This window comes from Treponema sp. UBA7570 (assembly GCA_002477955.1).
In the GTDB taxonomy this organism is placed as follows: domain Bacteria; phylum Spirochaetota; class Spirochaetia; order Treponematales; family Treponemataceae; genus Treponema_D.
In genome coordinates, this window is the sequence record DLLE01000063.1 from 126,050 (window position 1) to 139,315 (window position 13,266).

The 13,266-nt window shown below is 38.0% G+C and carries 10 protein-coding genes; 9 read left to right on the forward strand and 1 reads right to left on the reverse strand.

The annotated features are described in order from the left end of the window. The first annotated feature begins 6 nt into the window (after window positions 1-6). The 3 genes from whiG (at window position 7) to B4N75_RS08795 (ending at window position 4,128) form a co-directional block, all read left to right on the forward strand. The gene (gene whiG / locus B4N75_RS08785; RefSeq protein WP_296022792.1) at window positions 7-804 is read left to right on the forward strand and encodes an RNA polymerase sigma factor WhiG; all 798 of its coding nucleotides are present in this window, start codon (window positions 7-9) and stop codon (window positions 802-804) included. Between the two features lie 18 nt (window positions 805-822). Beyond that, window positions 823-2,793 carry a FapA family protein gene (locus B4N75_RS08790; RefSeq protein WP_296668887.1) on the forward strand — a complete coding sequence of 657 codons (1,971 nt, stop codon included), beginning with the start codon at window positions 823-825 and terminating at the stop codon, window positions 2,791-2,793. 111 nt (window positions 2,794-2,904) lie between these two features. Beyond that, window positions 2,905-4,128, forward strand: a complete 1,224-nt coding sequence (locus B4N75_RS08795; protein ID WP_296668890.1) for an LL-diaminopimelate aminotransferase — start codon at window positions 2,905-2,907, stop codon at window positions 4,126-4,128. Window positions 4,129-4,218: 90 nt separating this feature from the next. Here B4N75_RS08795 and B4N75_RS08800 read toward each other — a convergent pair whose 3' ends face one another. Next, window positions 4,219-5,442 carry a hypothetical protein gene (locus tag B4N75_RS08800; protein ID WP_296668892.1) on the reverse strand — a complete coding sequence of 408 codons (1,224 nt, stop codon included), beginning with the start codon at window positions 5,440-5,442 and terminating at the stop codon, window positions 4,219-4,221. Between the two features lie 194 nt (window positions 5,443-5,636). Here B4N75_RS08800 and B4N75_RS08805 point away from each other — a divergent pair, with 194 nt between their 5' ends. The 6 genes from B4N75_RS08805 to B4N75_RS08830 all read left to right on the forward strand — a co-directional run bounded on the left by B4N75_RS08805 (window position 5,637) and on the right by B4N75_RS08830 (window position 13,173). Beyond that, a complete protein-coding gene (locus B4N75_RS08805; protein ID WP_296707175.1) occupies window positions 5,637-8,018 on the forward strand; it encodes a chemotaxis protein CheA in 2,382 nt (793 codons plus the stop codon). Window positions 8,019-8,035: 17 nt separating this feature from the next. Beyond that, a complete protein-coding gene (locus B4N75_RS08810; RefSeq protein ID WP_296022808.1) occupies window positions 8,036-9,490 on the forward strand; it encodes a chemotaxis protein CheW in 1,455 nt (484 codons plus the stop codon). A gap of 20 nt (window positions 9,491-9,510) precedes the next feature. Then, a complete protein-coding gene (locus tag B4N75_RS08815) occupies window positions 9,511-9,993 on the forward strand; it encodes a chemotaxis protein CheX (RefSeq protein WP_078929897.1) in 483 nt (160 codons plus the stop codon). A gap of 18 nt (window positions 9,994-10,011) precedes the next feature. Further along, window positions 10,012-10,446: a response regulator gene (locus B4N75_RS08820; RefSeq protein ID WP_078929899.1), complete on the forward strand. Its 435-nt coding sequence runs from the start codon at window positions 10,012-10,014 to the stop codon at window positions 10,444-10,446. An 85-nt stretch (window positions 10,447-10,531) separates the two neighbouring features. Next, window positions 10,532-12,136: a citramalate synthase gene (gene cimA / locus B4N75_RS08825; RefSeq protein ID WP_296022820.1), complete on the forward strand. Its 1,605-nt coding sequence runs from the start codon at window positions 10,532-10,534 to the stop codon at window positions 12,134-12,136. Between the two features lie 170 nt (window positions 12,137-12,306). Further along, window positions 12,307-13,173 (forward strand): YitT family protein, encoded by an 867-nt coding sequence (locus B4N75_RS08830; RefSeq protein ID WP_296668899.1) that lies wholly within the window; start codon window positions 12,307-12,309, stop codon window positions 13,171-13,173. Window positions 13,174-13,266 lie beyond the last annotated feature (93 nt).

Sequence of the window (13,266 nt, forward strand, 5' to 3'; positions counted from 1 at the left end):
GAAGCTATGGGTACAGAGCAGACGTTGATAATCAACAGCAGCGACGAAGATAAACTTTGGGCTGAGTATAAAAAAACAAAATCTTCTCAACTACGCGACAGGCTGATTAGGCAGTATATGCCGTTGGTAAAATATGTCGCTGGAAAAGTTTCTGTAGGTCTTCCTGCAAGCATGGAATTTGATGACCTTGTTGGCTTTGGTCAGTTTGGACTTCTTGATGCAATCAGTAAATATGATTTAGAAAAGGGTGTAAAATTTAAAACTTATGCCGTCACTAGAATCCGTGGCGCAATTTTTGATGAAATGCGTCAGCTTGACTGGGTTCCACGCTCTGTACGTCAAAAATCCCGTGAAATTGAAGATACAATCAGCGAGCTTGAGTCAAAGCTTGGCCGTACTGCGACTGATGCAGAAATTGCACAGCAGCTGAATCTTTCTGAGGACGAATATCATCAGACTATAATGAAAGTCAGCGCGTCAAGCATTGTTTCCTTAAATGATGTTTGGAGTTCTGGAGACGACAGCGATCATCTTTCAATTGGAGATACTATCGAGTCTCCTGCAAGCCTGAATCCAGATGTTCAAGTTGAACGCGAGGAAATTAGAAAAGTTATTGTGCAGGCTATAAACGAACTTCCAGAAAAAGAAAAAATGGTAATAGTTCTTTACTACCATGAAGATTTGACTTTTAAAGAAATTGGACAGGTGCTTGAGGTAAGCGAATCGAGAATTTCTCAGTTGCATACAAAGGCAAATTTGCGTTTAAAGGCGAAATTGACGAATTTTCGTAAGGGAATCATCTAGTTTAAGGTCTTGAAATTTATGGTTACACTTGAAAAAATCCGATTAGACCTTGCAGAGCTTCAAAAAAAAGACCAAAGCGTAAAAAGCGTAGAAGTTCGCGCTGATACTCTTGATGAAGCGCTCGCAGATGCAGCTGTTCAGCTGAACACAAAAATTGCGAATCTTGAATATGAAGTAAAAGAAAAAGGATTTGATGGATTTTTTGGAATTGCAAAACGACCTTGGTTTATAACCGTTTATCAAAATGCTGAAGCGGTATCAAAAAGTGAAAGAAGCAAGGATTTTAAGAATTCCGGCTTTATGGACATGGACGAAGAGATTCAGAATTTTGATAAAGACGGAGAGTATTTTGTTCATCGGTTTGGAACAGAGATTTGTCTGAAAGTAAATCTTCCTGTCGGAGACGGAAAAAACATCAATCTTTCAGATGTCATAAACGATATAAAACGCTCTGATACTGTAGATTTTGATGAAAAAATCGTAAAAAAATATACAGAAGATGGAACAGGTGGAATTTACGAGCCTGTCGGCCATTATTCAAGAAATCCTGCTGGAGATGCAATTTACGTTATTGATATTACAAAAGACGAATTAAAGGCAACTTGTACGATTACGCCTCCGGCTTTGGGCGGAGCTGATGTCAGCGAAGAGCAGATAAAAACCGCATTAAAAGGGCAGGGCGTTGTTGCCGGAATTTCCGATGAGAAGATCTCCGCTCTTGTTGACAGGCCAACTTACAATGTTCCTGTTGTCGTTGCGGAAGCTGTCTTGCCAGTTGACGGACGCGATGCATATATTGCCTACAACTTTGAAACGGACCGTTCAAAAATTCGGGCAAAAGAGGCTGCAAACGGTCAAGTTGATTTTAAGGAGCTCAACCTTATTCAAAATGTTGTCGAAGGACAGCCACTTGCGCAAAAAATGCTTCCTGAGCGTGGAAAAGCTGGAAAGACACTTTACGGCCGCTATCTTGAAGCAAAAAACGGAAAAGATATCAATCTTCCGCTTGGAAAAAATGTTACATTGGATTCAGATGGAAGAACAATTCTTGCAGCCTGCAATGGGCAAGTTTTGCTTATTAACGATAAAATTAACGTCGAGCCGATTATGGAAATCGATGGTGTAAACATCAAGTCTGGAAACGTAACTTTCCTTGGAACTGTAATTGTAAACGGAAATATCGAAGACGGTTATAACGTAAAGGCAAGTGGAAATATCGAAGTAAACGGTGCTGTAGGAGCAAGCAGGCTTGAAAGTGACGGCGATATTATTGTAAGCCAAGGAATTGTTGGTAGAGATGAATGTGAAATTTTGTGCGGTGGTTCGCTTTGGGCAAAATTTGTACAGAATTCAAAAGTTCAGGTTGAAGAAAACGTAATTGTTCAGGATTCGTTGATGAACTGCGAAGTTTCTGCTCAGCATAGAATTATTCTGCAAGGAAAGCGCGCCCAGATTACAGGTGGACATCTTTTCGCAACAGAAACAGTTCTTGCAAAAAATATCGGTTCCGCGGGCGGCGGTACAGAAACTGTAATCGAAGTCGGAATCGATCCTCGTGCAAAACATCGTCTTGAAGACTTGCGCGAAATGCAGGAAAAAACTGTAAAAGAAATTGATGAGCTGGAATTGAACATTCAAACACTGGAAAATACAAAAAAAGTCCGCAGAATTTTGCCAGCTGAAAAAGAAGAGAGCTTGAAGAGTTATAAACTTCGCAAAAATGAACTTGCTAACGAAAACGATGAATTCAACAAAGAAATCGAAACGATTTTGGCGCACCTTCGCGAATTGAAAAACATTGGAAAAGTTTATGCTTCTGGAACTGTCTATGCCGGAGTAAAAATTTTTGTCCGTGACGAAAAAGATGAAGTTCGTGCAAACGTAAAAAGCGTAGTTTTTTATTACGATGAAGGATTTGTACGGCGCGGAAAATACGAAAAGCCAGATTTTTCAGATATAAAGGGGCCTGAAGGCTATTCAAACGGATAAAAAATTTACAGAGCCTTTATTATTTTTTTGAAAATTATACGGATTCAAACATTTTACAGGAATTTCGCTCGGCTTGAAATTAGAATGTTCCTTCGTTAAAATTATTTTATTATGATTAAAAGAAATACAGGTTTTTCAAATCTTACAGCAGGCTATCTTTTTCCAGAGGTAGCTCGTCGTCGCCGTGAATACGCGGCTGGTCATCCAGATGCTAGAATTATCAGCCTTGGAATAGGAAATACAACAGAGCCTCTTTCTCCGCATATTGCAAAGGCAATGTCAGATTATGCTCTTGCTCTTTCAACTCCTGAAGGATATTCCGGTTATGGAGATGAGCAGGGAAATTCAGCCCTTCGCTCAAAAATTGCGGAAGTTTTTTATCCAAAAATGGCAGATGCAAACGAAATTTTTATTTCTGACGGTGCAAAATGTGATATTGCGCGCATTCAGACTTTGTTTGGCTCAAAAGTAAAAGTTGCCGTCCAGGACCCTGCTTATCCTGTTTATGTTGACGGTTCTGTTGTCGCTGGTGCTGCCGGAAAAAATAACGGAAACGGTTACGAAGGAATTTCTTATCTTCCATGCACGCCGGAAAACGATTTTTTTCCTGATCTTTCAAAAATTGAAAAAAATACTCTGATTTATTTTTGTTCTCCAAATAATCCGACTGGCGCTACTGCAACAAAAGAGCAGCTTAAAAAACTTGTTGATTTTGCGAACGAAAACGGATGCATTGTCATTTACGATGCCGCATATTTTGCTTTTATCCGCGATAAAAATCTTCCAAAAACAATTTACGAAATTCCTGGCGCAAAAACTTGTGCGATTGAAGTAAATTCTTTTTCAAAACCTGCTGGTTTTACAGGAGTTCGCCTCGGCTGGTCTGTTGTTCCAAACGAATTGAAATTTGAAGACGGTTCAAGCGTGAACAGGGATTGGAACCGCGTAATGACAACTCTTTTTAACGGCGCTTCAAATATTGCTCAGGCTGGTGGTCTTGCCGCTCTCGACGAACAGGGCTTGAAAGATATGACCGCACAGGTTGACTATTATCTGGAGAACGGACATCTTATAAAAAACGTTCTTGAAGGAGAAAATTTTAAATCTGCAGGCGTTGTCGCTTATTTTACAGGAAACGGTCCTTATGTCTGGGCAAAATTTCCTGGAAAAGCAAGCTGGGATATTTTTGATAAAATTTTGGATGAGTGCCATGTTGTGACGACTCCAGGCTCTGGTTTTGGACCTGCCGGAGAAAGTTTTATAAGGTTTAGCTCTTTTGGACATCGCGCGGATATTGAAGAAGCCTGCAAGAGACTTTCGCTTTTGAAACTTTAAAATAAAGGCTTTAAAGCTAAAAATGCACCACTAAAATTGAACGGATAAAGTTCAGTTTTTGATGGTGCTTTTTTTTATAAAGCTTGTTTTTTAGAAATAAGATTTATAACCTAGTGTAAAGTTTATGTTTTGTTTCCATTTTCCTGCCGGAAACTCGCTTAATTTTGCCTGGAACATGAGGCTTAAATCTCCGGAGAGAACAGGAATTACAATGTAAGGGCTTGTTTTTACAGAACAGGTATCTTTGTAAAAATCTTTTAGGTTTGGCAAGTCTTTTAAATATCGTTCTTCGTAGCTAAACGACGTGCTGAATCCGAACTTTATGTTTTTGTTGCGGATGAAAAAGTTTTCTGTAAAAATATTTACGTTGAAGCCTAAATTCCCGTCTGCAAATTCTATTTTTTCGTTTTGATTGTCAGGAATATTGAAGAAAGAAATGTGCATCTGCGAATTTTTTAAATGAAACCGCGGTTCAACCAGTAAAAAAAGCTGTTCGTCAGAAATTTCAATCTTTGCATTGCTTTTTTTTACAGGAAGCGAAGAAAATCCTGCCTGAAGGAAAAGAGAGGTTGTGTAGTAATTTCCGATAAGAAGATTCATTCCAGAATGAAGGTAAATTTCATCGACAAGAAGAATCACATCGTCATCGTTTTTGTCTTTATTTTTTGAAGGAAAACCAATTCCTCCCAAAAAGTCCAGGGTGAGGTATTTGCGTGTCGTTGCAAAACGAAAATCGAGATTGAATTGTCTTAAATCGTCCGGATTATCATTGTTTTTGTAAAAATATCCGGCAAAAGCTATTGGACTTGAGTTCAGCCGGATTGAATACGAAAGTCCGAAACCGTTTATTGAATATGGGGAAACGCATTTGTTGCCGTAAAAACTGTCTGTAATAAAACTGTTGATTGGTGAAATTCCAAATTGCTGCGATAAAAACTGATTTGCGCCTAGAGGAGTGTAAGTTCCCTTAAAAATGCTGAAAAACTGGGTTGCTCCCAAAAAATTTTTTATGTATGTAAGCGAAAGCTCATCAAAGCAAAAGACAGCCTGAGTATCTTCAGTCAGTTTTGTGTCGATTACGTCATCTGTCGAAATGCTCATTTCTGTATTGAAAAATAAATTTTCTGAAAAATTGAACTGCCCTTGAAAAAATCCTGTCAAATTCATTATCGGATCGAAAAATTCGGAATTTTCCTTTGATTTTAAGTCGCCTTTCAAACCTCCGTAACCGTTGAATGAAGCGGCAGCAGAGAGCGTTGTCAATGTAAAAATAAATGCGGCAGCAGTCGAAGACAGTTTTTTTATCATTTTCATAGCTTTTTCCCCGTCAGTTATAATCGTACCTTTTTATATCGGCATAAAAAAGTCTGAACTTTAATAAAAATCGAAAATTATCCTCAGGAAAGTATGAAACTTTATTCATTCTTTTACTCTTTGTTTTTAAAAAACATCTTGTTAATAAAATTTTATTGCTTGACTTTGAGATGTTAAAGGTTAAAATATTAGATATGAGTGATTTTCTTGACGCTAACAACGAAGAACTGTTAAAAGATTATTTTTCTGAAGCTGAACTAATGGTTGACAATCTTGAGAGCAATATTCTTGCAATTGAGAATGATCCAACAAACCATGATGCTATAGATGAAATTTTCCGTGCAGCACATACGTTAAAAGGTAATTCTGCGACAGTTGAATTTACAGAAATTTCTACATTTGCTCACAAAATGGAAGATCTTCTTGATGAAGTTCGTTCAGACCGTGTAAAAGTTTCCGAAGATGTTGTAGATACTCTTCTAAATTCTCTTGATATTATAAAAGCTATGCTTGAAGCTCGCCAAAATGGTTCTGTTTATGCCGAAAGTGTAGAAGAAATTTCAAATAAAATAAAATCATTGATTCCTGAAAAGGCTGGAAAAGGTAAAAAGTCGTCATCAGTTTCAAAACCTGGACCAGAGACTGTTCAGAGTGTTCCAGCGGCATCGGCTTCTGCTTCAGAAACTGTTGACATGTCAGAATTTGAGTTGCTTGAACTCAAACAGAGTTGCCAGCCGGGTCAAAAGCTTTGGTCGATAAGTGTTGTTTTCGATGAAAATAATCCTATGAATAGCGTAGGAGGAATTCAAGTTTTTGCAGCATTAAAAGCCTGTGGCACTGTTTTAAAGACCGTTCCTGATTTTGAAGCGCTTTATGAAGATGAATTTCATAAAGACGTTGTTTATTACGTTGCTTCTTCAAATTCTCAGGAGCAGCTCGAAGATGTAGCTTTTCTCGATGATGTAACTTTGAGCGTTGATGCCCAGTGTCTTGAAAATGCAGTTGCAAAAGAGTCTTATGTGCAGCCCGAACAAAAAGAAGAAAAAAATGCTCAAATTCAGCCTATGGCAGAAACTCCTAAACAAGAAGAAGTAAAGGTTTCTGCAGAGCAGAAGACAGAAAATGCTCCTGTTCAGCCATCAAAGACAGTTTCTTCGACAAAAACGGCTTCTGCTTCAGGACATGCTCAGCAAAGTTCAATTTTGCGTGTTGATTCTAAACGCATCGATACTTTAATGAACCTTGTTTCTGAAACCGTAATTACAAAGGCTTCGTTTAACCAGAGCGCGCAACAACAGTCGGATATGCTTGTTCAGTTTCAGGCTCTTGATTCTGCATTTAGAGAAAAAATCCGTAAGATGTTTGAACAGCTTCCGCAGTATTTGGAAGAAATTCAAAACGGAGTTTCTGTAAAAGACATAAGAAATAATATTATGCAGGAATATGGTGAGATTCCTGAATATTTTGCTTCGTTTGAAGCTAAGTTTAAGGATTTAAATACAAAGTTCCATTCTGCAACCCAAAATCTTGGGCGCATCGCCGGAGAATTGCAGGAAGGCGTAATGAAAATCCGAATGGTTCCTATCAGCCAGATTTTTGACCGCTTTCCTCGGGTTGTCCGTGATTTGCAGAAAGATCTCGGTAAAAAGGTAAACCTTCAGATTGAAGGTGAAGAAACGGAGTTGGACAAGACTGTTATTGACGATCTTATGGATCCTATCATGCACTGTGTTCGTAATTCTGTTGACCACGGAATCGAATCTCCTGAAGAACGCAAGGCTTTAGGTAAGAGCGAAACAGGTACTGTTCTGTTAAAAGCTGCAAACGAAGGAAACATGATTATCATCGATATTGTTGATGACGGTAACGGAATTGATGCGGAAAAAGTGCGGAAAAAGGCCGTAGAAAAAGGACTTATTCATCCAAATAAAGTCCTTTCGGAACAGGAAGCTGCAAATCTTATATTTTTACCAGGTTTTTCAACAGCAGACAAAATTACAAATGTTTCTGGTCGTGGCGTAGGTCTCGATGTCGTAAAGACAATGATTGATAAATTGAACGGAACTGTAAACGTAACAACAGAAAAAGGCCGTGGTTCTAAATTCTCAATTAGGCTTCCGCTTACTCTTGCAATTATTCAAGGTCTTCTTGTGCGCGTTGGAAGAGAAGTTTATTCAATTCCTATTGCGTCTGTAATTGAAAGCCATCGCATTAGACGTGGCGAAATCAATACAATTGACAATTATGAAGTTTTGAATGTCCGCAACGAAGTAATTTCTGTTCTTCGTCTTAGCAGGCTGTTTAACATCCGCAATACCGAAGATGGTGAGTATTGTTTTGTTGTAATTGTTGGCACGCAAGATAAAAAAATCGGTATTATGGTCGATGCCTTGATTGGAGAAGAAGATGTGGTTATAAAACCTTTGCGTGATCAGTTTACGCAGTCTCCAGGAATTGCAGGCGCTTCTATTCTTGGTGACGGCTCTGTTTCGCTTATTATTGATGTAAGCCAGCTTCTTGAGCTTGGAGTGCGTCAGGAAATTGAAGCTCGCTCTGAATATGGGACTATTGACTAAGGCAAAAGAGGTTTATCATGGCTAACGAAAATATTCAGAATCAGACAGAAACTAAAAATATCAATACAGCTCTTGCACAAAATCTTGGTGCTTATGCTAGTATTGTTCCTGATGCGGAACGGGAATCTGCAGAAAGAAAAGAAAAACTTGCTCAGATTGACTATAAAATGGTAACTTTTTCTCTCGCTGGAAAAGACTATGCAATTGATATTATGAAAATAAAGGAAATTGCAAAGGCCGGACGTTTTACTTATGTTCCGAATACATTGCCATTTGTTCTTGGAGTTTACAATCTTCGTGGAGATATTATTCCTATTGTCGATTTGAGGCTTTTTTTCAATATCGAAGTTCCAGAAAGAAAAGAAGATTCCTTGGAAAATATGCTTATCTGTTCGATTGGCGAGCAGACATTCGGAATTGTCGTAGATGTAATTGACAAAGTCGTTGGAATTCAAAAAGCAACAATTCAGCCGCCTCATCCACTTTTTGGCGATATAAACATAAAATATATTCAGGGAGTTGTTGAAGTAAACAACAGGCTTTATATTCTTCTTGATATAGAAAGAATTTTTGGTTCTAAGACAGAAGCTCAGGCGATTGAAGAAGAAAATGTTCGTATGAATATGGCACACAATGCAAAAGTTGCCGTAAAATCTTCTTTAGAAAAAGAATTTGTAAATTCTGAAAATCAAAAAACTTCTGTTTCTGCGGCTGAAACTAAGGTTGAAAAGCATCCTGGCGATGAGCTTAAGTTTATTACAGAATCTTTGGCGCAGATGAGAAAATTTACGGTTTCTGCTGTAAATGAACCTTGGCTTAAAGCTCGTTTTGATGCGTGGCAGAAAGAGCGTTCTCAGGATAAAATTCAACTTTCTTCAGCGGAAGATGCAGATGCTTTCTTAAAAAATTTTTATTCTCCTTGTTCAGGTGCTTGGTGGACAAAAGAATATGCTGATTCAATTTTTAAGATTTTGCCGGACAATGCCGCAAAACAGATTACTGTCTGGAATCCTGGCTGTGGAAAAGGAATGGAAACTTATTCACTTGCTTGTATTTTGAAAAAGCGTTATCCAGAAGCTAAGATTAGAATTTATGCGCATGACATTGATTTGCTCAATGTTTCAAATGCTCCGTTAATCAGCGTTCCTGCCGAAATTGCAAATGGCTGGTATGCTCCTTATCTTACGAACAAGGCTAATTCTGATTTTACTTTTACAACTGACATAAAAAATAGTATTATGTTTGAGTATCATGACTGTGCAAATACAAACTCTTTGCCTGTATGTGATATTATATTTGCAAGGGATTTGATTTCATTCTTGCCTTTGGCTTCTCAAAAAGTTCTCGAAACTGATTTTGATGAAAAACTTAAGGGCAATGGAATTATCATTCTTGGTCAAAACGAAACTCTGGAGGGAGAGGGCAAGTGGCTTGCTCATAAAGACGGAACTGTAACCTTTTTTACAAAATAAATAAAAATTGGGAGAATTTTATGAGAGTAGAATATATCAACCCATTCGTTGAAACTTCATTTCAGATTTTAAAAGAAGTTCTTGGTGGTGCGGATGTAAAACGCGGTGATTTGTATTTGAAATCGACCGCAATGCCAGTTATGGGAGTTGCCGCTTTGGTCGGCCTTGCTGGTGATGTTGAAGGACGTGTTCTGTTTGATATGTCTTACGAAACAGCATTGAACATTGCTTCAAAAATGAACGGAGAAACACTTGCTACTTTTGATGATTTGGCAAAGGCTACAATCAGCGAACTTGCAAACCTTATTACTGCGCAGGCAGTAACAAAACTTCATGAATTGGGATTTAAGTTCGACTTGACTCCTCCGGCGCTTTTTGCTGGAGAAAAAATGGAAATTGCTGCATTGGGTGGACAGACAGACAGTGTTGAAGCGCTGATTGTTCCTCTTATTACAGAATGTGGCAAAGTAGAAATTAACGTTGCGATTCGCGAACGTATGTAGAATTGAGGAGGCAGCAACATGAAAACTAAACAGGATTTCCCATCAATCAATGAGCGTCCGCCAGAAGGCGTAAGAGTTGACGGTACAAAAATTCGTGTGCTTATCGTTGACGACTCAATCTTCGTTGCAAAACAGCTAGGACAGATTCTTACTTCCGAGGGTTATGAAATCGTAGCTACGGCTGTTGATGGAAAAGACGGTGTTGATAAGTATAAGGAACTTTGTCCGAACGTGGATCTCGTTACAATGGATATTACAATGCCACGTATGGACGGTATTACAGCCTTGGAACAGATTATGGCTTTTGATAAAAACGCAAAGGTTGTAATGGTTTCTGCTCTTGGAAAAGAAGAGCTTGTAAAAAAATCTCTTTTGCTTGGAGCAAAAAACTATATTGTAAAGCCTCTTGACCGTAAAAAGGTTCTTGAGCGTATCGGTGCAGCTGTAAAGTAAGCGCACTTGTTTTGTGTCAAATGTGTTGAAAAACTTAAAAAACCTGGTTCTTGAAGAATCAGGTTTTTTTTTGCATAATAGCACTATGGCAGATAAAAAAAAGATTTCGATTCTAGATTCGACTTTGCGTGATGGCTCGCAGGGAGAAGGTATAAGTTATTCAGTTCAAGATAAGATAAATATTGTCATGGCTTTGGATGAGCTCGGAGTAACTTTTATTGAAGCCGGAAATCCCGGAAGCAATCCTAAAGACATGGAGTTCTTTATAGAAGCAAAAAAATTGCAGCTTAAAAATTCTAAAATCGTTGCTTTTGGTTCTACAAGGCGGAGGGATTTGGCTTGTGCAGAAGATGTTAATTTGCAGAGTCTTTTATCTGCTGATACGGAATATGTCTGCATTTTTGGAAAAACTTGGGATTTCCAGGTGACGGATATTCTTCATGCAACTCTTGATGAAAATATAGAGATGATTCGGGATACGGTGGAGTATTTAAAATCAAAAGGCAAGAAAGTGATTTTTGATGCTGAGCATTTTTTTACTGGATACAAGGCAAATTCAGAATACGCATTAAAATCACTTGAAGCTGCTGTAGAAGGCGGAGCTGTTTGTCTTTCCCTCTGCGAAACAAAAGGCGGCGCAATGCCGTCAGAATGTAGAGGTGCTGTTGAAGCTGTCGTAAGTCGTTTTGGCTCAAAGATTGAAGTTGGAATTCATACTCACAATGACTGCGGACTTGCTGTTGCAAATTCTTTGATTGCCGTTGAAGCTGGCGCTTCTCATGTTCAGGGCGTTCTTCTTGGATTTGGAGAGCGGGCAGGCAATGCAAATCTTTCTACGATTATTGCTGATTTGCAGTTAAAACTTGGATTTGAATGTGTTCCTCAAAAAAATATGAAGCTTTTGACTCCAATTTGTAAGAGAATTGCAGAAATTACAAATATTGCTCTTGAACCGGGAATGCCTTTTGTAGGTTCGAGCGCTTTTGCCCATAAAGCAGGAATGCATATTGACGCAGTTATAAAGAATCCTTTTGCATACGAACATATTGAACCAGAAACTGTCGGAAACGAAAGAGTTTTCTTGATGAGTGAAGTTGCTGGAAAAAGCATGATTGTTGAAAAAGTGCAGAAATTTGACAAATCGCTTACAAAAAATAGTCCTGTCGTTGCCGAAATCGTAAAACGTGTAAAAGAACTTGAGCATGAAGGCTATCAGTTTGAAGGCGCCGATGCAAGTTTTGAAATCCTTGTGCGAAAAACTATGGGAAAATATCAGCCGTTCTTTAATCTTCATTATTATAAAACAAGCGGTGAATTTCCGAGATTTTCTGATGACCAAAGCGCATTTGCTCAGGTAAAACTTGATGTTGAAGGTACTGCTGTAATTACTGCCGGAGAAGGCGACGGTCCTGTAAATGCAATGGATACTGCTTTGCGAAAAGCCTTGGTTCAATTTTATCCAGCTGTAGCAAAAATTCACCTTACAGACTATAAGGTCCGTGTACTTGATGGAAAAGAAGCGACTGCAAGCGCTGTCCGTGTTCTTATTGAATCTAGCGACGGAGAAAATTCATGGAGCACAATGGGAGTTGCAAGCGACGTAATTGAAGCTTCTTATATTGCTCTTGTAGATTCGTTTGAATATAAGCTTATAAAAGATTTGGAACGAAAATATTCAAGAATAATTTAAGTTTTGTAAAAATGAAAGCCGAAAGCAGTTTTTCTCTGTTTTCGGTTTTTTTTTACGGTGTTTTCTGTTATTTGTAAAAAACGTGTTTCGATGTATAATAACCGCGACATTCTAACAGAAAATCTAAACAAATTTCTAAATGAGGATTTTTATTTTTTGGGAGCAAGACGATGTCCGTTTTTTTGCGCGATTTAAAACGCTTTTTGCTTGTTGCTTTTGGCGGTTTTTTGATGGCTCTGAACATTGTCATTTTTGTTCAGCCTGCTGATTTGTTTCCTGGCGGTTTGACGGGAATTACCTTGCTTTTGCAAAATATTTTCTTAAAATATTTTAATATTCACCTTCCGTATTCGGTTACTGTCTATGCTTTTAACCTTGTCCCTGTCTGGATTGGTTTTAAATTCATCGGAAAACGGTTTACTTTTTTTAGCGTAGTGATGATTTTTATTTCCGGTCTTTTTACGGATATTCTTTCTGGTTTTGAATGGCTCCATCTTACTGACGATATTCTTTTGTGCACGGTTTTTGGAGGAATTTTAAACGCGGTTTCTGTTGTTCTCTGTCTTTTTGCGGAAAGTTCTTCAGGTGGAACTGATTTTATTGCAATTTATATTTCAGAAAAGACAGGACGTTCTGCCTGGAATCTGATTTTTTGTTTTAACTGCATCGTTCTTTTTTTTGCAGGAATTCTTGTTGGCTGGGATAAAGCTCTTTATTCAATAATTTTTCAATACGCTTCAAGTCAAGTTATAGCTTTGCTTTACAAGAAATATTCAAAAATCACGCTTTTGATTATTACTGACAAAAGTGATGAAATTTATGCCACAATAAAAAATTTGACGAATCATGGCGCTACTGTTTTTGAAGGCAGAGGCGAATATTCTGGAAAAACTCATAAAATGGTGTATACGGTCGTTTCTGCGGCTGAAAGCGGAAGTTTGGAAAAGCAGCTGCGTACTGTAGATCCAAATGCTTTTATAAATGTAATCGAATCGAAAGATATTTTGGGAAGGTTTTTTAAAAGACAGCCTGACTGATTTTTTTTGAAAAATTTTCTTTCTTCTTTCTTTTGTTTTGAGAAAAACTGTCTTAAAAATTGCGATTTTTAAGTTCATTTTTGATTTTTAGCT